Origin of the sequence: Mycobacterium senriense (assembly GCF_019668465.1) — a bacterium.
Taxonomy (GTDB): Bacteria; Actinomycetota; Actinomycetes; order Mycobacteriales; family Mycobacteriaceae; genus Mycobacterium; species Mycobacterium senriense.
In genome coordinates, this window is record NZ_AP024828.1 from 2,687,023 (window position 1) to 2,707,160 (window position 20,138).

The following is a 20,138-nucleotide window of genomic DNA, read 5'->3' on the forward strand; positions in this document are numbered from 1 at the left end:
GCGGCGGCTCAGCCATGTCGGTACCGGGGGGCGTCCAGCCCTAGACTGTCTGGCGTGACTGTCTCCGGGACGAGTGCGCGCACTCAGGCCATCGACACCGTCGAGCACGCCGCCTCCACTCCCGACGAACCGCAGCCCTTCGCCGAACTGGGTCTCAAAGACGACGAATACCAGCGCATCCGCGAGATCCTCGGCCGTCGCCCGACCGACACCGAGCTGGCGATGTACTCGGTGATGTGGAGCGAGCACTGCTCGTACAAGTCGTCCAAGGTGCACCTGCGCTACTTCGGGGAGACCACGACCGACGAAATGCGGGCCGGCATGCTGGCCGGCATCGGCGAGAACGCCGGCGTCGTCGACATCGGCGACGGCTGGGCGGTCACCTTCAAAGTCGAGTCGCACAACCACCCGTCCTACGTCGAGCCTTATCAGGGTGCGGCCACCGGAGTCGGCGGGATCGTCCGCGACATCATGGCGATGGGCGCGCGACCGGTCGCGGTGATGGATCAGCTTCGGTTCGGCGCCGCGGATGCGCCGGATACCCGCCGCGTGGTCGACGGCGTGGTCCGCGGCATCGGCGGCTACGGCAACTCGTTGGGCCTGCCCAACATCGGCGGCGAGACCATCTTCGATGCGTGCTACGCCGGCAACCCGTTGGTGAACGCCATGTGCGTCGGTGTGCTGCGTCAGGAGGACCTGCATCTGGCCTTCGCCTCCGGCACCGGCAACAAGATCATCCTGTTCGGTGCCCGCACCGGGCTTGACGGCATCGGCGGGGTGTCGGTGCTGGCGTCGGACACCTTCGACAGCGAGGGTTCCCGCAAGAAGCTGCCTTCGGTTCAGGTCGGTGACCCGTTCATGGAGAAGGTGCTCATCGAGTGCTGCCTCGAGCTGTACGCCGGTCACCTGGTGGTCGGCATCCAGGACCTGGGCGGCGCCGGATTGTCATGCGCCACTTCGGAATTGGCCTCGGCCGGCGACGGCGGGATGGCGGTCCGGCTCGAGACCGTGCCGCTGCGGACCAACCAGATGACGCCCGCGGAGATCCTGTGTAGCGAGTCCCAGGAGCGGATGTGCGCGGTCGTCACCCCGGAAAACGTCGACGCCTTCATGGCGGTGTGCCGCAAGTGGGACGTGCTGGCCACGGTGATCGGCGAGGTCACCGACGGCGACCGGTTGCGAATCACCTGGCAGGGCCAGACGGTGGTCGACGTGCCGCCGCGCACCGTCGCCCACGAAGGCCCGGTCTACCAGCGTCCGGTCGCCCGCCCCGACACGCAGGACGCGCTGAACGCCGACAGCTCGACACGGCTGCCACGGCCGGCCACGGGTGACGAGCTGCGCGCGACTTTGCTTGCGCTGCTGGGCAGTCCGCATCTGTGCAGCCGCGCGTTCATCACCGAGCAGTACGACCGCTACGTGCGCGGCAATACCGTGCTGGCCGAGCACGCCGACGGCGGCGTGCTGCGCGTCGACGAATCCACCGGCCGCGGCATCGCCTTATCGACCGACGCGTCGGGCCGTTACACGAAGCTGGATCCCTATGCCGGCGCCCAGCTCGCCCTCGCCGAGGCCTACCGCAACGTCGCGGTCACCGGGGCGGCCCCGGTCGCGGTGACCAACTGCCTGAATTTCGGTTCGCCCGAAGACCCCGGAGTGATGTGGCAGTTCTCGCAGGCGGTGCGCGGCCTGGCCGACGGCTGTGTGGCCCTGGGTATTCCGGTGACGGGCGGCAACGTCAGCTTCTACAACCAGACGGGGTCGTCGGCGATCCTGCCCACCCCGGTGGTAGGGGTGCTCGGCGTCATCGACAATGTCGCGCGGCGCATCCCCACCGGGCTGGGCACAGAGCCCGGGGAAACCCTGATGCTGCTCGGGGATACGCGCGACGAGTTCGACGGTTCGGTCTGGGCGCAGGTGACCGCCGACCATCTCGGCGGGCTGCCGCCCAAGGTGGACCTGGCCCGCGAGAAGCTGCTGGGCGAGGTACTGCGTTCGGCGTCGCGCGACGGCCTGGTGTCCGCGGCGCACGACCTGTCCGAAGGCGGCCTCGCGCAGGCCGTCGTCGAAGCCGCCCTGGCCGGTGAAACGGGTTGTCGCATCGTGCTTTCCGAGGGTGCCGATCCGTTCGTGACGTTGTTCTCCGAGTCGGCGGGCCGTGTGTTGGTGGCGGTGCCGCGCACCGAGGAGAGCCGGTTCCGTTCGATGTGTGAGGCTCGGGGGCTGCCGGCGGTGCGCATCGGCGTGGTCGACCAGGCGTCCGACGCGGTGGAGGTGCAGGGACTGTTCACGGTCTCGCTGGCCGAGCTGCGCGAGACCTCCGAGGCGGTGCTGCCGCGGCTGTTCGGCTGAGTTCCCGCAGCGAAACCTGATGTCTGACAAGTGTTTCCGTCGGGCTGGCGCATTGTCTCTGGCCGCCGCCCTGGTCGGCTGGAGCTTCGTCAGTCCTCGGTTGCCGGTAGCGTGGCGGACAGCGTTGCAGGCGGGTGCGGGTGGCCTGCTCGTGTTGCTGACGCGGGCGCCGCTGGGTCTGGGCCCGCCCCGGCTATGGGCCGGGCTGCGGCTGGGTTCACTGGCCGCCTTCTCGACGGCGAGCGGGGTCGCCGCGACCACTCTGCTGCCGCCGGTGCGCCGATCGATGGCCGACCGCGACCCGCCGGCGACCGCGCCGGACTGGCTGCTGTTGCGGATACCGGTGGGCACCGTGTGGTCGGAGGAATCCGCCTTTCGCGGGGCACTGGCCACCGCCGGCTCGGCTGCTTTCGGTGCCCGCGGCGGACGGTTGTTGCAGGCCGGCGCTTTTGGCCTCTCGCACATCGCCGATGCGCGCGCGACGGGTGAGCCGGTGATCGGGACCGTGCTCGTCACCGGAATCGCGGGCTGGCTCTTCGGTTGGCTGGCCGACCGGTCGGGCAGCCTGGCCGCGCCCATGCTGGCGCACCTGGCCATCAATGAAGCCGGGGCGGTCGCCGTGCTGGCTGTGCAGTCGGCGAACCGCTGATCGTCAGGGGTTGATGGTGTAGTCGCCGAGTTGGCGGCCCCACACGAAATCGACCGCGAGCGGCGAGCCGACTTCGAAGTGGTTGTAGGGAGCCATGCTCGCGCCGGTGTCCATCACCAGGAACGGCGCGGGCCACAGTTCCCGGGTGATCTTCTGCCAACAGCCCGCCCGTCCGCCCGGGCCGCCCCTGGCGTTGGTGCGCGGCAGGTTCTCCGGCCAGATGTAGGGATTGGGCGCGCCCGCGATGGCGCCCGAGGCGTGGGCGCCCAACGAGTAGCCGTTATCGCCCAACGCGTTGTGGATTCTCGGGGCGACTTCATCGAAATTGTGGATCGTGCAATAGATTTCGGGACTGTATTCGTCGAGCAGCTGGCTACTCGGAACCAGGTCGGCTGCGCCGCGGACGAAGAATGGCCCGCTGCGGCCCAAGACGTCGGCGCCGGTGTTGCCCAGCCCGGCGGCCGCCAACAGTGCGGCATCGAGGTCGCGTTGCCGCGAATCGAGTGTGCGCGCGGTCGTCACCGCGTGGTCGAGCGCGTCCCACAGGTCGGGTGAGGCGTTCGCATAGGTATCGCCTAGGGCCGCCAGCCGCCGAATGTCGTTGCGCAGGGCCGGGATCCGGGGGTTCAGGTCGTCGAGGACGGCGTTGCCGTTGACCAACGAGACGCCGAACCTCTCGCCCAGCCCGGCCAGCGCCTGGGCGGCGGCGCTGAGCGTGAGATTCACCTTGACCGGATCGACTTTCTCCGCGATCGAGGTCAGCGTCTCGAAAAGGGTGTTGAACTCGGTCGTCACCGACGTCGCATCGATCACCATCGACGGCCTGATCGATTGCACCGCAGGCTGTTTCGGTGAGCTCAAGGCGACATATTTGTTGCCGAACACGGTGGTCGCCTTGACCGCGGCCGCGACGTTGGCCGGGATCTGCTTGACGTATTTCGGGCTGATGTCCAGGATTATCTTGGCGGCCGGCCTGCCATCATGCATGGTTTCCGAGATGCTGGACACCCGGCCGATCTGCACCCCGTTGTAGGTGACCTTGGAGCCGGGATCCATCACCAATCCCGCTCGCGCGGCGACCATCGTCAGCTTTGTGCTCGGCGTGAGGGCACCCCGAAATTGCAGGTACAGGAGCGACCCGATCAGCCCGATGACCGCGATCGTCACCAGGCCGGCGGTCTTGTACGGCGGCCGCGCCCTCGAGCGCCGGGGCTCCATGATTTTGAGACCCTAAAGTATGGCCCCCCGCGACAAAGCCGATCCGGCGCAGACCCGGCAGGCCGTGTTGGCCGTCGCGGACTGGCTACGCGACGAATCTCATCCGGCGCCCGGCCGCCAGGAGTTGGCGACGGCCGTGCGGCTGACCGCCCGCACCCTGGCCGCCGTGGCGCCCGGGCGAAGCGTCGAGCTGCGCATCCCGCCGTTCGTCGCCGTGCAGTGCATCGCCGGGCCCACCCACACCCGGGGCACACCGCCCAATGTGGTGGAAACCGACCCGCGCACCTGGCTGCTGCTGGCCACCGGAAAGTCGTCGTTCGCCGAGGCCCAGAGCACCGGTGCGCTGCGGCTTTTCGGCTCGCGTGCCGGTGAGATTGGACACTGCCTGCCCTTGTTCGATGTGGGCTGAATATAACCCTGAACTGCAGGTTTAGGCATATTCGCCGGCAATTCGTCGCTCAACACGCCCGGGGGATTCGTCGGCGCGGCTTTTGTGCCCGTAGACTCCGTTACGTCACCAACCGTTCCCCGGGGAGCTGCCTAATCGTGACCGTCCAAGAGCCCGAAGAGGATTTCAGCGCACCCCGTGAAGAATGCGGTGTATTCGGGGTCTGGGCCCCGGGCGAGGACGTCGCCAAACTCACCTATTACGGCTTGTACGCGTTGCAGCATCGCGGCCAGGAAGCCGCCGGCATCGCCGTCGCCGATGGATCCCAGGTGCTGGTCTTCAAGGACCTCGGCCTGGTCAGTCAGGTGTTCGACGAGCAGACGCTGGGGGCCATGCCGGGCCACGTCGCCATCGGGCACTGCCGCTACTCGACCACCGGCGACACGACCTGGGAGAACGCCCAGCCGGTGTTCCGCAACACCGCGGCCGGCACCGGGGTCGCGTTGGGACACAACGGGAACCTGGTCAACACCGCCGAGCTCGCCGCCCGCGCCCGCGACGAGGGGCTGATCGCCAAACGCGCCCCCGCGCCGGCGACAACGGATTCGGACATCCTGGGGGCGCTGCTGGCCCACGGCGCGGCGGACGCCACCCTGGAGCAGGCGGCGCTGGACCTGCTGCCGACCGTGCGCGGCGCGTTCTGCCTGACCTTCATGGACGAGAACACCCTGTATGCGTGCCGCGATCCGCATGGGGTGCGGCCACTTTCGCTGGGACGGCTGGACCGCGGCTGGGTGGTGGCCTCGGAGACGGCGGCCCTCGACATCGTCGGCGCCTCGTTCGTGCGCGACATCGAGCCGGGCGAACTGCTGGCTATCGACGCCGACGGCGTCCGCTCCACGCGTTTCGCCAACCCCACGCCCAAGGGCTGCATCTTCGAGTACGTCTACCTGGCGCGACCGGACAGCACGATCGCCGGCCGGTCCGTCCATGCGACGCGGGTGGAGATCGGTCGCCGATTGGCCCGGGAGCGTCCCGTCGAGGCCGACCTGGTGATCGGCGTCCCCGAGTCGGGCACGCCCGCCGCGGTCGGATACGCCCAGGAGTCGGGCATTCCCTACGGCCAGGGGTTGATGAAGAACGCCTACGTCGGGCGCACTTTCATCCAGCCGTCGCAGACCATCCGCCAGCTCGGTATCCGGCTGAAGCTCAACCCCCTTCGTGAGGTGATCCGGGGTAAGCGACTGATCGTCGTCGACGACTCGATCGTGCGCGGCAACACCCAGCGCGCCCTGCTGCGGATGCTGCGCGAGGCCGGCGCCGTCGAAGTGCACGTGCGGATCGCCTCGCCCCCGGTCAAATGGCCCTGCTTCTACGGCATCGACTTCCCGTCACCGGCCGAACTGATCGCCAACGCGGTCGAAGACAAAAAGGAGATGCTCGAGGCGGTGCGGCACGCCATCGGCGCCGACTCGCTGGGCTACATCTCGCTGCGCGGCCTGGTCGCGGCCTCCGAGCAGCCGGCCTCGCGGCTGTGCACCGCGTGCTTCGACGGCCAGTATCCGATCGAACTGCCCGGGGAAAGCGCGTTGGGCAAGAACGTCATCGAGCACATGCTCGCCAATGCCGCGCGCGGCGCCGGCCTCGACGATCTCGCGGCCGACGAAGTGCCCGTCGTGCACTGAGGGAACTCGGTTGCACACCTTCACCGAGGTTTGATACCGGCCACCAGCGGCGCCCGGTAGCCTTTATCGCGATGACGGATCCCGGAAAGAGCCCCGGACGCCACCACGGCAGTCAAGGCATCACCTACGCGTCGGCCGGGGTGGACATTGAAGCCGGCGACCGCGCCGTCGAACTGTTCAAGCCGCTGGCCACGAAAGCCACGCGACCCGAGGTTCGGGGCGGCCTGGGCGGATTCGCCGGCCTGTTCGCGCTCCGCGGCGACTACCGCGAGCCGCTGCTCGCGGCGTCCACCGATGGCGTCGGCACCAAGCTGGCGGTCGCCCAGGCGATGGACAAGCACGACACCGTCGGGCTGGATCTGGTCGCGATGGTGGTCGATGACCTGGTGGTGTGCGGCGCCGAACCACTGTTCCTGCAGGACTACATCGCGGTGGGCCGCACGGTGCCGGAACGGCTGAGTGCCATCGTCAGTGGCATCGCCGAGGGATGTGTGCGGGCCGGCTGCGCGCTGCTGGGCGGCGAGACGGCCGAGCACCCCGGTCTGATGGAACCGGACCACTACGACATCTCGGCCACCGGCATCGGTGTCGTCGAGGCCGACGACGTGCTGGGGCCCGACCGGGTCAAACCCGGTGACGTCATCATCGCGATGGGCTCGTCCGGCCTGCACTCCAACGGGTATTCGCTGGCGCGCACGGTGCTGCTCGAGATCGACCGGATGAACCTCGAGGGCTACGTGGAGGAGTTCGGCCGCACCCTTGGTGAAGAGCTGCTCGAACCCACCCGCATCTACGCCAAGGACTGCCTGGCGCTCGCGGCCGAAACCCACGTCCGCACCTTCTGCCACGTCACCGGCGGCGGACTGGCCGGCAACCTGCAACGCGTCATCCCGCACGGGCTGGTCGCCGAGATGGACCGCGGCACCTGGACGCCCGCGCCGGTGTTCGCCATGATCGCCCAGCGCGGCCGCGTGACGCGCGAGGAGATGGAGAAGACGTTCAACATGGGCGTCGGCATGATCGCCATGGTGGCTCCCGAAGACACCGACCGCGCTCTGGCCATCCTGACCGCCCGGCACTTGGACTGCTGGGTACTGGGCACCGTCGGCAAAGGCGGGAAAGAGGGTCCGCGGGCCAAGATGGTCGGTCAGCACCCGCGATTCTAGGAGCTCGGACTTCGGTACGACTGAGGCGGCGCCGGTGCACTACGCATCGGCGCCGGGTTGTTGGCTCTACCGCCGCCAGCTGTCCTGGTCGTCCCAGGATTCGTCGGATCCGTCGCTGTCCAGTTCGTTGGACTCGCCCGAACCCGTTCCGGACAGCTCTTGCTGAAGCCGCTGGAAGTCGGTCTGCGGAGAACTGTATTTGAGTTCTCGAGCAACCTTGGTCTGCTTTGCCTTAGCCCGGCCGCGGCCCATGGGGGAACCCCCTCGCGCAATAACGGAGCGGCCTAACGAGTAGGCGGCTCCGATCTCCTGGTGTGTCGTATTGTCCTGCCGACAGTTTACCGTGCCCCGCCACCGGGCGTTGGCGCCCCCTGCTTGCTGTGGCGGACGTTACCGTTCATTATCCCGCACCGCCCCGCAACCGCTCAACAGCTAACCGCCCGGCGCCGATCTGTTCGGTTTCCGGCAGGGAATCGGCATCGATCACCGCAGCCACCGAGGCCTCCGCTCCGGTGGCCAATTCCGTGTCGGCGGGCAGCCCGCGCTTCAGCAGTGCCAGCGCTACGGGGCCGAGATCCACGTGGTCGACGACGGTGCCGAGGCGGCCGACCGTGCGGCCGCCGGCCAGCACCGGATCCGCGGTCGACGGCCGGTCCCCCGAACCGTCGAGGTGCAGCAGCACCAGCATGCGCGGCGGCCTGCCCAGGTTGTGCACCCGCGCGACGGTCTCCTGCCCGCGGTAACAGCCCTTGTCCAGATGGACGGCCCCGGCGCCGGGGCCACCGATCCATCCCACCTCGTGCGGGATCGTGCGCTCATCGGTGTCGACGCCGAGACGGGGCCGCACCGCCGCCACGCGGTGGGCTTCGTAGGCCCACACCCCGCTGGGCCGTACCCCGACCTGTGTCAGGCGATTTCGCCAGTCGCCGACCGCGGCGCGCGGAACCAGCAGATCCAGCTCGATCTGGCCGCCCGGCGTGCCCGGCATCCGCCGCACGAAGCCGTCGCCGACGGCAACCGCGGTCAGCTCGGCGGGCAGCGCGTCCACCCCGAGCGCGTCGAGAACTGGCTGATCAGCCAGCTTCGGGCCGAGCAACGACAGCACCGCCAGGTCGGCGCCGGCCGGGGTGACCTCCGACCAGAACACCATCTTGCGCAGGTATTGCAGCAGCGGCTCGGCCCGCCACGGCTCGGTGTCGAGGTAGGTGGTGCCGGACAGCTCCGTCTGAATCCAGTGATCCTCGACGCGGCCCTGGCCGTCGAGGCTGAGGTTCTGCGTGCTGGCGCCGTCGGGGAGGTCGCTGACGAATTGCGTCGAAATGCTGTGCAACCAGGTCTGCCGGTCGTTTCCGGCCAGGGTGAGCACGCCGCGGTGCGAGCGGTCGACCAGTATCGCCTCGGTGTCGGCCGCACGCTGCTCGCCGAGCGGGTCGCCGTAATGCCAGACGGCACCGGCGTCGGGTCCGGTCTCGGGTGCGGGAACAGCGCGGGTCACGAGTCAACTCTACGGACCGGCCGGCGCCTTGCGGCCCGGCGTCGCCGCGCTTGCGGTCGCGGGCTGGGGGGCATTGGATAGGCTTCTGCACCATGGCCGGCCCACCGGGTGTGATCGTCACGCTGGACGGCGAGATGCATTCGCCCGACGCACCCTTGCTGCACGCGGACGACCTGGCCGCGCTCCGCGGCGACGGTGTCTTCGAGACGCTGTTGGTCCGCGACGGCAGGGCCTGTCTGATCGAGTCGCATCTGCAGCGGCTGACCCAGTCGGCCGCGCTGACCGATCTGCCCGAGCCGGACCGGCCGCGGTGGCGAAGCGCGATCGAAGTAGCCACCCGGCAGTGGTGCGCGGGCGGCGCCGACGAGGGCGCGATGCGGTTGATCTACAGCCGCGGGCGCGAGGGCGGTTCGGTGCCGACGGCCTTCGTCATGGTCAACGCCGTTCCCGAACGGGTGACGGCGGTCCGGCGGGGTGGGCTGGCGGCGATCACGCTCGATCGCGGACTGCCCGCCACCGGTGTCGATGCGATGCCGTGGCTGCTGGCCGGCGCCAAGACCCTGTCCTACGCGGTCAATATGGCGGCCTTGCGCCATGCGGCCCGTCAGGACGCCGGTGATGTGATCTTCGTCAGCACGGACGGTTACATCCTGGAAGGCCCACGCTCGACGGTGGTGATCGCCACCGCCTCCGAGACGCCGTGCCTGTTGACACCGCCGCCGTGGTATCCGATCCTGCGCGGCACCACCCAGCAGGCCTTGTTCGAGGTGGCCAGGGACAAGGGTTATGACTGCGACTACCGGGCTCTGCGCGTCGCGGATCTGCATGCCGCCCAAGGCGTTTGGTTGATCTCCAGCATGACCTTGGCCGCACGCGTGCACACCCTCGATGGCCGTCCACTGCAGCCGTCACCGATGGCGGCAGACTTCGCCGAACTGATCGACGCCGCCATCGTCAGTGATCGCTGAGCGCTGAATTCTGTTGTCGGCTGGCCGATCCGCCGGTACGGTCGGTCGTACACAAGGAAGGAGGTGGTCCGCGAAATTGATAGCTTCATGGACATGTGAGGTGGCTGCGCGCTAGCAGCACCTGCTCGGAAGAGCTGGCGTCACGAGTGCGCTAGTGAATTCCCCGCAGTCACCCGGCCCCCGAGCTTCCGGTTTTGTCCAACCAGGAACGCGGCTCGGGGGCCGCTCCATGTCTGCAGGCCGTTACCGGCTCACCTTCGCGGCGACCTTGCCGGCCTTGGTTGACGGACCGACCACTGGTGGTGTGCCGCAGGCCCTTCCGCGACGGTCGTCGCTGCCCGCTGCGGCCCGGCCGTCAGCCGGCGAAGCGGGACAGCCGCGCCGAGAGATGCGGCACCAGACCGCCGTCGGCGTCCACCCGCTCCTCGACGTAGGCGAGGTCGCCACCCTCGACGATGCCGTAGAGGCGTTTGGCGCCGCCGACCAGCAGGCCCGACCTGCTGCGGGCCAGCGCATCGGTGACCAGCTCCCACGACGACTGGGTCAGCGGGCGGCCGTAGAACAGTTCGACGTAGCCCGCCGAATGGGCCAGCAGCAGTTCGATCGCGTGAGACTCGCCGGGGTCGTCGGGATCGGGGACAAAGCGCCAGAAACCGGTCTCGCGTAAGCCGCGTTCTTCGTAGTCGCCCGTCTCGCTGAGCCGCCACGATCGGGCTTCCCAGTTCAGATAGTCGCCGCCGTCGTGCGAGACCACGATCTGCTGGCCGAACCGGTAGTCGCCGTCGTGCCCACGGCCTTCGCCTTCGCCACGCCAGACACCCACCAGTGGCAGCAGCGCCAGCAGGTCATCGCTCAGGTTGGCGCCTTCGCGCAGGTTCGCGGTGTCGGCGGGCAGGGGCAGGTCATCGTAGGACGGGATGTTGCGGCCGGCGGTCACCTTGGCGCGCTCAGCGGCGGCGGCCACCGCCCGGTCCGCAGAGCCGGCGGAACTCAGCGGTTCGTCGGGACTCACGACTCGTCAGTGATGAGCCGATAGAGGGTGTACAGGGCGAACCATGAAATCACCACGACCGCCACAACCAGCATGATCTCGAAGAACAGCACCACGGGGACAAGTCTATTCGTCCCGCGGCGTCCCCGTCGGGGGCGGCTGGCGGGTCAGGCGATCTTGACGTCGACCTCGTGGATGCCCGCACCGGACGGCGCCACCACGGCGTCGCCGTTGCCGGCCTTGGACAGGGCACGCAGGGTCCAGGAACCCGGTGCGGCGAAGAACCGGAAGTCACCGGTGGCCGACGCCACCACCTCGGCCGTGAACTCGTCCGAGGAGTCCAGCAAGCGGACGAACGCGCCCCCCACTGCCTGGCCCTCGCCGTCCACGACGCGACCGGTGATCACCGTTTCCTTCTCCAGGTCGACGCTGGCGGGCAACGTCATTCCTTGTTTCGGTGCAGAGCACATATCAGCTTCCCAACTCGATCGGGGCACCCACCAGGGAGCCGTATTCCGTCCAACTGCCGTCGTAGTTCTTCACATTCCGATGCCCGAGCAATTCATAAAGAACGAACCAGGTGTGCGACGACCGCTCGCCGATGCGGCAGTAGGCGATCGTCTCCTTCTCGCCGTCGAGGCCGGCGGCGGCGTAGAGCTTGGCCAGCTCTTCGTCGGACTTGAAGGTGCCGTCCTCGTTCGCGGCCCTGCTCCATGGCACGTTGATGGCGCCGGGGATGTGGCCGGGCCGCTGGCTTTGCTCCTGCGGCAGGTGCGCGGGCGCCAGGATCTTGCCGGAGAACTCGTCGGGGGAGCGCACGTCGACCAGGTTCTTGACGTTGATGGCGGCGATGACGTCGTCGCGGAACGCCCGGATGCTGTTGTCCGGCGCGGCGGCGGTGTACGAGGTCGCCGACCGGCTGACGGGGTCGCTGGACAGCGCCCGGCCGTCGAGCTCCCACTTCTTGCGGCCGCCGTCGAGCAGCTTGACCTTCTCGTGGCCGTACAGCTTGAAGTACCAGTAGGCGTAGGCGGCGAACCAGTTGTTGTTGCCGCCGTACAGGATCACGGTGTCGTCGTTGGAAATACCCCGCTCGCTGAGCAGTTTGGAGAACTGCTGGGCGTCGACGAAGTCGCGTTTGACCGGGTCCTGCAAGTCGGAGCGCCAGTCCAGCTTGATCGCGCCGGGGATGTGGCCGGCGTCGTAAGCGCTGGTGTCTTCGTCGACTTCGACGAAGACGACGCCTGAGGCGTCGAGATTGCTCTCAGCCCAGTCGGTGGAGACCAGGACGTCGGAGCGTGCCATGGGGTGGATCCTTTCAATCGCTTTTGTTACAGCAGGTCAGGTGGGACGCGCGGGACGTCGGAAACGGGCCACCAGCGGGTAGAGCTGGCAGCCCAGGCAAATGCCGAAGGCCGCGTTGAGAAACGCGGCCGCGAGGGCGGCCGCGGTGGCGATGACGCCGAACAGGACGGCGCCGGTGGCGAATCCGGCGGTTCCGAGCACCGCGAAGATCAAGCCGACGAGTTGGGCGAACTTCAGCGGTGGGGTCGGCTCGCGATCCTGCACCGGGCCCAGCCGCGGCGCGACGACGGTGGCGAAGATCCGGCCGTACGGGTGCTTGCGCGGCCCACCGGCCGCGCCGATGGCGAAGATGACGGCCTGGCCGGCCAGGATCACAGCGGCGGCCTGCGGACTTGCCGCGGACACGACGAGCGCGAGCAGCAAGACTGCGGTGGTGACCCAAGCGGCGAATCGGGGTCCACGCACGTCGACCAGGTCGGGCTGCGTGGTGGTGTTGCTGCTTGGCAAGGTACTACTCCTCGATACCTCTGTTGCTGACGGAAACGACGAATGGAGACGTGCCACGGTCTGGAACCCGGGCCGCTCCGAGTGCTACGCGGAAGCGCGGCTACTCAGCAGCAACAGCAACAACAACAGCCCGCAGTGCGGCACAGTTCAACTGCGCGACGCTGGGTGAGCATGGGCTCGAGGCGGGCTGACACGTCGGTCAGCTTACCCAATGACACGGTGGTCAAGCCAACAGCGGTTTCAGGGCGGACCGCAGGTCGGCACTGCTGGGCACTCCGGACGTGCGGTATCGCTGCCTGCCGTCGACGTCGAAGATCAACGTGGTGGGCAGGGACAGGACCGAATACCGGCGTGCGGTCTCCGGATCGGCGTCCAGGTCGACCTCGACGTGTGCCACGTCGCCCAGGTCGTCGCAGACCTGCTCGACGACCCGGCGGACCCGATCACACGGCCCGCACCACGGTGCACTGAAATGCACCACCGTGGGCCCGCTGCGGGACAGCCCCAGCGCCGCGATGTCGGCGTCGGTATCCCGATCCGGCTTGGTGTCGACTTCCCGGATGCGTCCGGATCGCCGGGTCAGCAACCACCCGGCCAGGGTTGCCGCGGCGAGCACCGCGACGGCCACGACGATGACGGTCATGACTGCTTAAACCCGTCGAGGGTCACGGTTACTCCATGGGCGATGCCCTCGATGATGACGTCGGATCCCCGAGCGCCCTCGGTGGTCGGTGCGACACCGAAGGGCAGGCGCTGGTTGGGCAGCCTTCCGCTGAAGGCGTGCAGCACGGCGGCCTGTTTGTCCGCCGGCACGGTCTGGTTGGCGGTGTCCGATCCGGTGAGCACGCCGGTCGGGGTGAACACCAGCGTCGCCGGGTCATCGGGGGCGATGGACAGGTCGACCGAGACACTGACCCGGCGATCGAATCCCGCCGATTTGGGTGTGCCGGTGAACACCAGCCCGTGGCTGTCCGAGATGCCCGATGCGGTCACGCCGCCGGTGGAGGTGTTGGTTTCCTTAGGCGGCGCCTCGACCATCAGGTCGCTGATGCCCATGAACCGGCCCAGGTGCGTCGAGTCGACGATGATGCGGCTCTCCAGCTTGCCCACCGCGAGCTTCGCGGCCGGGCCGATCAGCCACGACGCCTGGGCGAGGTCCACCGAGTACATCGTGGCCTCCAGGGTGGCCCTGCCGGTCATCGCGTGGTCCACGGCGTTGGCCTTGATCTCCACCTGGCTGTAGTTGCCACGCATGGCCTGCGGAATGAAGGGAAACGCCACGATGGCCACGAAGGGGTCGGTGCCCAGCCTGGCCGCTTTACGGACGCTGGACGACAGCCGGTATTCGGCATAGATGCTGGTCCCGTAGTCGACGCCGGTCGCGCCCAGGGCGAGCACCGCAACCAGGATCGCGGTCGCGGTCACAGCGATCAGCACCTTGCGCACCCGCATATTGTGGCGTAACACCCGAGAGCCGGTCGCCGCCGGATCGGTCGTGGCGGGGCTCACACCGGCTCGTCTGCCACGCGAAAAAGCCAGGTGACACGTTATCGTTAGATGACCTGGTAACTAACGTTTGATGGCGTTGTGAAAATGGGAGATGCCGTTCCCCCGAGCTGGAGGGGCTAGTTGGAGCTACTACTGCTGACCTCGGAGCTTCATCCCGACCCGGTCCTGCCGTCGCTGTCCCTGCTTCCACATGCCGTCCGGACGGCGCCGCCAGAACCCTCGTCGTTGCTCGAGGCCGGGACCGCGGATGCGGTGATCGTCGACGCGCGCACCGACCTGTCGTCGGCGCGCGGACTGTGCCGCCTGTTGAGCACCGCCGGCCGATCGGTCCCGGTGCTGGCCGTGGTGAGCGAGGGCGGTCTGGTGGCCGTCAGCTCGGACTGGGGCCTGGACGAGATCCTGCTGCCCACCACCGGGCCCGCCGAGGTCGACGCGCGGCTCCGGCTGGTGATCGGCCGTCGCGGCGGGCTCGCGGACCAGGAGAGCGCCGGCAAGGTCAGCCTGGGCGAGTTGGTGATCGACGAAGGCACCTACACCGCCCGGCTGCGGGGCCGCCCGCTGGATCTCACCTACAAAGAATTCGAGCTGCTCAAGTACCTTGCTCAGCATGCCGGGCGGGTGTTCACCCGCGCACAGCTGCTGCACGAGGTGTGGGGATACGACTTCTTCGGCGGCACCCGCACCGTGGACGTGCACGTGCGCCGGTTGCGAGCCAAACTCGGTCCCGAGTACGAGGCGCTGATCGGCACCGTCCGCAACGTCGGTTACAAGGCCGTCCGCCCGGCGCGGGGCCGCACGCCGGTCGCCGAGCCCGACGAGGCCGACGAGGCCGAGGCCGAATCCGAATCACAGGACGTCCAAGATCCGTTGGTCGATCCGTTACACACGCAGTGACGGCGCCCGACTGGCGCCGGACGCTGACGGTCGAAGAGCAGCGGGGCGTACGTGAACTTGTCAGTGCGGCAACCGAATCCGATGGCGTCGCGCCGGTTGGCGAGCAGGTGCTGCGCGAGCTCGGCCACGACCGCACCGAGCATCTGCTGATCACGAATCCCGTCGCGGCCGGCGACGCGATCGTCGGTTACCTCAACCTCAGCCCGCCTCGCGACGGCGAGACCGGGATGGCCGAACTCGTGGTGCACCCGCAGGCGCGCCGCCGCGGTATCGGGTCCACACTGGCACGCGCGGCGCTGGCCAAAACCGGTGCGGGAAACCGGTTCTGGGCGCACGGCACGCTCGAGCCGGCCCGCGCGACAGCAGCGGCGCTGGGCCTGACGCCCGTGCGGGAACTGATGCAGATGCGACGCTCGCTGCGCGATCTGCCCGAGACCGTGCCGTCGGTGCCCGGGGTCAAGATCCGCACCTATGCGGGCACCGCCGACGACGCCGAGCTGCTGCGGGTGAACAATGCCGCGTTTGCCCACCATCCCGAACAGGGCGGCTGGACGGATGCCGAGCTGGCGGAGCGCCGCAACGAACCGTGGTTCGACCCGGCGGGCCTGTTCCTCGCGTTCGCCGACTCGGGCAGCGAGCAGACCGGCACGCTGCTGGGTTTTCACTGGACGAAGGTGCACCCCGACCGGCCCGGGCTGGGCGAGGTGTACGTGGTGGGCGTCGACCCGTCGGCGCAGGGCCGCGGTCTGGGGCAGGCGTTGACCGCCGTCGGCATCGACTGGTTGGGCCGGGTCCTGGCCGACGCGCCGGACCCCACCGTGATGCTCTACGTGGAGTCGGACAACGTCGCCGCGGTGCGCACCTACCAGCGCCTGGGCTTCAGCGCCTACAGCGTCGACACCGCGTACGCGGTCGTACCCGCGGCCGGCTGACGCGGGTACGAGCCGCATCTACCCAGATCGTTAATCTGGTCCTGGCCACCGAGACGTTGCTGTGGACCAAGTCGGCGCATATTTTCGTCGGCGCTTGGCAACCTCACATGGCAGATGGCCAGCGGCGCCCACATGCGTCCGGAACGCGTCAGGAAAGCGAGATCGGTGAGGCTCGACAGGCAGGGCAGGGCGCTGGCCGCCGTGGCGTTGGCGGCGGCGCTCGGGGCCGGAACGCTCACCGCCTGCGGCAGCGACGAGAACCCCCGCGGGGCCAGTGCGCCCAGCTCCGGCGTCACCGGAACGGCGGGGTGCGGCGGCAAGGACAAGCTGACGGCGGAGGGCTCGACCGCTCAGGAAAACGCGATCACGGTGTTCAACCAGGTGTGGGGTCAGTTCTGCCCGGGCAAGGGCCTGGCCTACAACCCGACCGGATCGGGCGCCGGACGCGAGCAATTCATCGCCGGACATGTCGATTTCGCGGGTGCGGACTCTCCCTTGGTTGCCGACCAGATCGGGCCCGCGGCCAAACGCTGCGACGGGAACCCGGCGTGGGACCTGCCTCTGGTCTTCGGCCCCATCGGGATCGTCTACAACCTGCCCGGAGATCCGGCCCTGGTGATCAACAGCGACGCGCTGGCCAAGATCTTCACCGGAAGGATCACCAGCTGGAACGACCCGATTCTGGCCGCCCTGAATCCGGGCACGGCGCTGCCCGACGCCAAGATCACACCGATCTACCGGACCGACTCGTCCGGAACCACCGACAACGTCCAGAAGTATCTGACCGCGGCCGCGCCGCAGAGCTGGTCCAAAGGGGTTGGCACGGAATTTCAGGGCGGCGTCGGCGAAGGCGCCGCGAAGTCTGCCGGCGTCATCCAGGCGGTGCGGGCCACCCCGGGCGCCATCGGATACGTCGAGAAGGGCTTCGCCGACCAGGCCGGTGTGCCCTACGCCAAGATTGCCACCCGCGGCGGCGTGATTCCGCTGACCAACGAGACGGCCGGGAACGCCGTCAACGCGGCCCGATTCCTGGCCGAGGGCGATGACCTGGTGCTCGACCTCAATGCCATGTACGGCTCGGAGGAACCGGGCGTCTACCCGTTGCTGCTGGTCACCTACGAGATCGTGTGCTCAACTGGCTACGACGCGCAGACCGCCGCGGCCGTCAAATCGTTTCTCTCCGTATCCGCCACGAGCGCGCAGGGCGAACTCGCCAAGGCCGGCTACGTCCCGCTGCCCGATAAGGTCAGGGAGCGACTGATCGTCGCCATCAATGCGATGCAGTAACCAAGTGAACCGGGTTTCAAGGAGCGACAGCAGAACTGTGGCGGGATCACAGTGACAACGCCTAATCCCATCGACGCGGGTTCGGGTGCGGTTGTGGCCGCGCCGTATCCGGATAAGCAGGTCACTCCCACCAGCCCCTGGGGAGAGGGGCGGCCGCATGTGGCGGACCGGATCTTCCGCCGGCTCGCGCAGTCGTCGGGCGTGGTCATCATCGTTGTCATCGCCGCGATCGCCGCCTTTCTGCTCGGACGCGCGATACCGGCGCTGCACCGCAACAGGGAGAACTTCTTCAGCTACGGCGGCGTGTGGGTCACCACGAACCCCTCCGCGATGCACTTCGGCATCGCCAGCCTGGTGCCGGTCACCGTGTTCGTGTCGCTGTTCGCGTTGAGCCTGGCCATGCCGGTCGCGCTGGGCGTGGCGATCTTCATCACGCAGTACGCGCCGCGGCGGGTCGCCACACCACTGGCCTACTCGGTCGACCTACTGGCCGCGGTGCCCTCGATCATCTACGGAGCGTGGGGCCTGTACGTGCTGGCGCCGCTGCTGCGGCCCGTCGCCGTTTGGCTCAACCGCTCGCTGGGCTGGTGTTTTCTGTTCGCCAGCGGCAACGCGTCGCCGGCCGGTGGGGGCACCATCTTCACCGGCGGCATCGTCCTGGCGGTGATGATCCTGCCGATCATCACCGCGGTCACGCGCGAGGTATTCGTCCAGACACCGCAGGACCAGATCGAGGCCATGCTGGCGCTCGGTGCCACGCGGTGGGAAGTGGTCAAGACGGTCACGCTTCCGTTCGGGCGATCGGGCTACGTCAGCGGCTCGATGCTGGGGCTGGGCCGCGCCCTGGGCGAGACCGTGGCGCTGCTGATCATCCTGCGGGGCACCCAGTCGGCGTTCGGCTGGTCGCTGTTCGACGGCGGTTCCACCTTCGCGACCAAGATCGCCGGCGCCGCGGCCGAATTCGACGACCGGTACAAGGCCGGCGCGTACATCGCCGCCGGGCTGACCTTGTTCGTGCTCACCTTCCTGGTCGACGCCCTGGCGCGGGGCGCCGTCGCCGGAGCGGGGCGGAAGGGCGCCCGATGACCTCGATGCTGGACCGCCCACTCAAGCCGCGGACGTTCTCGACGGTCGGCTGGCGCCGGCGTATCACGAATTACGTTGCGACCCTGCTGGTTTCGCTCTCGCTGCTGGTCGCCGTGACCCCGCTGGTGATGGTGCTCTGGTCGGTGGTCGCCAAGGGCTTCAAGGCGGTGGCGTCAACCACATGGTGGTCGCACTCGCAAGCGGGTATGACGGCATTCGTGACCGGCGGTGGCGCCTACCACGCGCTGGTCGGCACCGTGCTGCAGGGATTGGTATGCGCCGTCATCTCCGTCCCGCTCGGCCTGATGGTCGCGATCTATCTGGTCGAGTACGGCGGCGGCACCGCGCTGGGCAGATTGGCCTCGTTCATGGTGGACATTCTCACCGGTGTGCCGTCAATCGTTGCGGCACTGTTCATCTATGCGTTGTGCGTGGCAACGCTGGGACTTCCCCGGTCCGAGTTCGCGGTATCGCTGGCGCTGGTCCTGCTGATGCTGCCGGTGATCGTGCGCGCCACGGAGGAGATGCTGCGGATCGTCCCGATGGACCTTCGCGAGGCCAGTTACGCGCTGGGCATCACCAAATGGAAAACCATTGCCCGGGTGGTCATCCCCACCGGACTGTCCGGCATCGTCACCGGGATACTGCTGGCCATGGCCCGGGTGATGGGGGAGACGGCGCCGCTGCTGATCCTCGTCGGTTACGCACAAGCGATGAACTTCGATATCTTCAGTGGGTTCATGGGAACGCTGCCCGGCATGATGTTCAACCAGACGACGGCCGGCGCGAGCCTCAACCCCATCCCCACGGATCGGTTGTGGGGTGCCGCATTAACCCTCATCCTGGTGATCGCCACCATCAACGTCGCGGCCCGAGTGATAGCGCGATACCTTGGCGCAAGAAAGTCATAGGCAGGAGCACTAAGTGGCCAAACGGTTGGACCTCAAGGCCGTCAACATCTATTACGGATCGTTTCACGCGGTCTCGGATGTGACGCTATCGGTTCTGCCCCGCAGCGTGACGGCGTTCATCGGTCCGTCGGGTTGCGGCAAGACGACGGTGTTGCGCACGCTGAACCGGATGCACGAGGTGGTGCCCGGTGGGCGGGTCGAGGGCAGCGTGCTACTCGACGACGAAGACATCTACGGCGCCGGCGTCGACCCGGTTGGCGTGCGCCGGGCCATCGGGATGGTGTTCCAGCGACCGAACCCATTCCCCGCCATGTCAATTCGTGACAACGTCGTCGCCGGCCTCAAGCTGCAGGGTGTGCGCAACCGCAAGCTGCTCGACGAGACGGCCGAGTATTCGCTGCGCGGGGCGAACCTGTGGGACGAGGTCAAGAGCCGGTTGGACCGGCCCGGCGGCGGACTGTCCGGCGGGCAGCAGCAGCGCCTGTGCATCGCGCGGGCCATCGCCGTGCAACCCGATGTGCTGCTGATGGACGAGCCGTGTTCGGCCCTGGACCCGATCTCGACGATGGCGATCGAGGAGCTGATCAGCGAACTGAAGCAGGACTACACCATCGTCATCGTCACGCACAACATGCAGCAGGCGGCCCGGGTCAGCGACTACACGGCGTTCTTCAACCTGGAGGCCGTCGGAAAACCGGGGCGGCTGATCGAAGTCGACGACACCGAGAAGATCTTCTCCAACCCGAGTCAGAAGGCCACCGAGGACTACATCTCCGGCCGGTTCGGCTAGCCGGG

The 20,138-nt window shown here is 68.2% G+C and carries 22 protein-coding genes; 12 read left to right on the forward strand and 10 right to left on the reverse strand.

Going from position 1 to position 20,138, the window contains the following annotated elements:
* Window positions 1-54 precede the first annotated feature (54 nt).
* Window positions 55-2,352, forward strand: a complete 2,298-nt coding sequence (gene purL / locus MTY59_RS12890) for a phosphoribosylformylglycinamidine synthase subunit PurL (protein WP_221045975.1) — start codon at window positions 55-57, stop codon at window positions 2,350-2,352.
* A gap of 19 nt (window positions 2,353-2,371) precedes the next feature.
* Window positions 2,372-3,001, forward strand: a complete 630-nt coding sequence (locus MTY59_RS12895; protein WP_221045976.1) for an Rv0804 family intramembrane glutamic endopeptidase — start codon at window positions 2,372-2,374, stop codon at window positions 2,999-3,001.
* 3 nt (window positions 3,002-3,004) lie between these two features.
* On the opposite strand, the gene MTY59_RS12900 is transcribed toward MTY59_RS12895, so the two are convergent.
* Window positions 3,005-4,219, reverse strand: a complete 1,215-nt coding sequence (locus MTY59_RS12900) for an MCE family protein (RefSeq protein ID WP_221045977.1) — start codon at window positions 4,217-4,219, stop codon at window positions 3,005-3,007.
* A 19-nt stretch (window positions 4,220-4,238) separates the two neighbouring features.
* On the opposite strand from MTY59_RS12900, the gene MTY59_RS12905 reads away from it, so the two are divergent.
* From MTY59_RS12905 to purM, 3 genes are all read left to right on the forward strand, one after another.
* Window positions 4,239-4,628 carry a sterol carrier family protein gene (locus MTY59_RS12905; RefSeq protein ID WP_221045978.1) on the forward strand — a complete coding sequence of 130 codons (390 nt, stop codon included), beginning with the start codon at window positions 4,239-4,241 and terminating at the stop codon, window positions 4,626-4,628.
* A 137-nt stretch (window positions 4,629-4,765) separates the two neighbouring features.
* Window positions 4,766-6,292, forward strand: a complete 1,527-nt coding sequence (purF, locus tag MTY59_RS12910) for an amidophosphoribosyltransferase (protein WP_221045979.1) — start codon at window positions 4,766-4,768, stop codon at window positions 6,290-6,292.
* 71 nt (window positions 6,293-6,363) lie between these two features.
* A complete protein-coding gene (gene purM, locus MTY59_RS12915) occupies window positions 6,364-7,458 on the forward strand; it encodes a phosphoribosylformylglycinamidine cyclo-ligase (RefSeq protein ID WP_221045980.1) in 1,095 nt (364 codons plus the stop codon).
* A gap of 66 nt (window positions 7,459-7,524) precedes the next feature.
* On the opposite strand, the gene MTY59_RS12920 is transcribed toward purM, so the two are convergent.
* Both MTY59_RS12920 and ygfZ read right to left on the reverse strand, forming a co-directional pair.
* Entirely contained in the window at window positions 7,525-7,710 is a 186-nt protein-coding gene (locus tag MTY59_RS12920) for a DUF3073 domain-containing protein (RefSeq protein WP_221045981.1), read from the reverse strand.
* A gap of 148 nt (window positions 7,711-7,858) precedes the next feature.
* Window positions 7,859-8,953, reverse strand: coding sequence for a CAF17-like 4Fe-4S cluster assembly/insertion protein YgfZ (gene ygfZ / locus MTY59_RS12925; protein ID WP_221045982.1), 1,095 nt, complete (start codon window positions 8,951-8,953; stop codon window positions 7,859-7,861).
* Between the two features lie 110 nt (window positions 8,954-9,063).
* On the opposite strand from ygfZ, the gene MTY59_RS12930 reads away from it, so the two are divergent.
* Window positions 9,064-9,921, forward strand: a complete 858-nt coding sequence (locus MTY59_RS12930; protein WP_221046415.1) for an aminodeoxychorismate lyase — start codon at window positions 9,064-9,066, stop codon at window positions 9,919-9,921.
* 355 nt (window positions 9,922-10,276) lie between these two features.
* Here the strand turns inward: MTY59_RS12930 and MTY59_RS12935 are convergent, their stop codons facing one another.
* From MTY59_RS12935 to lmeA, 7 genes are all read right to left on the reverse strand, one after another.
* Window positions 10,277-10,933 (reverse strand): heme-binding beta-barrel domain-containing protein, encoded by a 657-nt coding sequence (locus MTY59_RS12935; protein ID WP_221045983.1) that lies wholly within the window; start codon window positions 10,931-10,933, stop codon window positions 10,277-10,279.
* A gap of 146 nt (window positions 10,934-11,079) precedes the next feature.
* Window positions 11,080-11,382 (reverse strand): DUF1416 domain-containing protein, encoded by a 303-nt coding sequence (locus MTY59_RS12940; protein ID WP_221045984.1) that lies wholly within the window; start codon window positions 11,380-11,382, stop codon window positions 11,080-11,082.
* 1 nt (window position 11,383) lies between these two features.
* Complete coding sequence (locus MTY59_RS12945; RefSeq protein WP_221045985.1) at window positions 11,384-12,217, reverse strand: sulfurtransferase; 834 nt, start codon at window positions 12,215-12,217, stop codon at window positions 11,384-11,386.
* Window positions 12,218-12,253: 36 nt separating this feature from the next.
* The gene (locus MTY59_RS12950) at window positions 12,254-12,724 is read right to left on the reverse strand and encodes a DUF4395 domain-containing protein (protein WP_221045986.1); all 471 of its coding nucleotides are present in this window, start codon (window positions 12,722-12,724) and stop codon (window positions 12,254-12,256) included.
* Between the two features lie 104 nt (window positions 12,725-12,828).
* Window positions 12,829-12,942 (reverse strand): putative leader peptide, encoded by a 114-nt coding sequence (locus MTY59_RS27940; RefSeq protein ID WP_372494582.1) that lies wholly within the window; start codon window positions 12,940-12,942, stop codon window positions 12,829-12,831.
* Window positions 12,943-12,947: 5 nt separating this feature from the next.
* Window positions 12,948-13,367, reverse strand: a complete 420-nt coding sequence (locus MTY59_RS12955) for a thioredoxin family protein (RefSeq protein ID WP_221045987.1) — start codon at window positions 13,365-13,367, stop codon at window positions 12,948-12,950.
* The gene (lmeA, locus tag MTY59_RS12960; RefSeq protein WP_221046416.1) at window positions 13,364-14,176 is read right to left on the reverse strand and encodes a mannan chain length control protein LmeA; all 813 of its coding nucleotides are present in this window, start codon (window positions 14,174-14,176) and stop codon (window positions 13,364-13,366) included. The genes MTY59_RS12955 and lmeA overlap by 4 nt, the downstream gene beginning before the upstream one ends.
* A 177-nt stretch (window positions 14,177-14,353) precedes the next feature.
* Between lmeA and MTY59_RS12965 the strand changes: the two genes are divergently transcribed.
* The 6 genes from MTY59_RS12965 (at window position 14,354) to pstB (ending at window position 20,133) form a co-directional block, all read left to right on the forward strand.
* Complete coding sequence (locus tag MTY59_RS12965; RefSeq protein WP_221045988.1) at window positions 14,354-15,127, forward strand: winged helix-turn-helix transcriptional regulator; 774 nt, start codon at window positions 14,354-14,356, stop codon at window positions 15,125-15,127.
* Window positions 15,124-16,059: a mycothiol synthase gene (gene mshD, locus MTY59_RS12970; protein WP_221045989.1), complete on the forward strand. Its 936-nt coding sequence runs from the start codon at window positions 15,124-15,126 to the stop codon at window positions 16,057-16,059. The genes MTY59_RS12965 and mshD overlap by 4 nt, the downstream gene beginning before the upstream one ends.
* Before the next feature lie 165 nt (window positions 16,060-16,224).
* Window positions 16,225-17,346, forward strand: a complete 1,122-nt coding sequence (gene pstS / locus MTY59_RS12975) for a phosphate ABC transporter substrate-binding protein PstS (protein WP_221045990.1) — start codon at window positions 16,225-16,227, stop codon at window positions 17,344-17,346.
* 51 nt (window positions 17,347-17,397) lie between these two features.
* A complete protein-coding gene (gene pstC / locus MTY59_RS12980) occupies window positions 17,398-18,432 on the forward strand; it encodes a phosphate ABC transporter permease subunit PstC (RefSeq protein ID WP_415822448.1) in 1,035 nt (344 codons plus the stop codon).
* Window positions 18,429-19,343, forward strand: coding sequence for a phosphate ABC transporter permease PstA (pstA, locus tag MTY59_RS12985; RefSeq protein ID WP_221045991.1), 915 nt, complete (start codon window positions 18,429-18,431; stop codon window positions 19,341-19,343). The genes pstC and pstA overlap by 4 nt, the downstream gene beginning before the upstream one ends.
* A gap of 13 nt (window positions 19,344-19,356) precedes the next feature.
* On the forward strand, window positions 19,357-20,133 hold the full coding sequence (gene pstB, locus MTY59_RS12990; protein WP_221045992.1) for a phosphate ABC transporter ATP-binding protein PstB: 777 nt from the start codon (window positions 19,357-19,359) through the stop codon (window positions 20,131-20,133).
* The last annotated feature ends 5 nt before the right edge of the window (window positions 20,134-20,138 follow it).

Excerpts from the sequence above, each read along its gene's own strand:
- MTY59_RS12895 (WP_221045976.1), top strand. The coding sequence starts at position 2,372 with ATGTCTGACAAGTGTTTCCGTCGGGCTGGCGCATTGTCTCTGGCCGCC.
- MTY59_RS12900 (WP_221045977.1), bottom strand. The coding sequence starts at position 4,219 with ATGGAGCCCCGGCGCTCGAGGGCGCGGCCGCCGTACAAGACCGCCGGC.
- MTY59_RS12905 (WP_221045978.1), top strand. The coding sequence starts at position 4,239 with ATGGCCCCCCGCGACAAAGCCGATCCGGCGCAGACCCGGCAGGCCGTG.
- purM (WP_221045980.1), top strand. The coding sequence starts at position 6,364 with ATGACGGATCCCGGAAAGAGCCCCGGACGCCACCACGGCAGTCAAGGC.
- MTY59_RS12920 (WP_221045981.1), bottom strand. The coding sequence starts at position 7,710 with ATGGGCCGCGGCCGGGCTAAGGCAAAGCAGACCAAGGTTGCTCGAGAA.
- MTY59_RS12940 (WP_221045984.1), bottom strand. The coding sequence starts at position 11,382 with ATGTGCTCTGCACCGAAACAAGGAATGACGTTGCCCGCCAGCGTCGAC.
- MTY59_RS12945 (WP_221045985.1), bottom strand. The coding sequence starts at position 12,217 with ATGGCACGCTCCGACGTCCTGGTCTCCACCGACTGGGCTGAGAGCAAT.
- MTY59_RS12955 (WP_221045987.1), bottom strand. The coding sequence starts at position 13,367 with ATGACCGTCATCGTCGTGGCCGTCGCGGTGCTCGCCGCGGCAACCCTG.
- lmeA (WP_221046416.1), bottom strand. The coding sequence starts at position 14,176 with ATGCGGGTGCGCAAGGTGCTGATCGCTGTGACCGCGACCGCGATCCTG.
- pstA (WP_221045991.1), top strand. The coding sequence starts at position 18,429 with ATGACCTCGATGCTGGACCGCCCACTCAAGCCGCGGACGTTCTCGACG.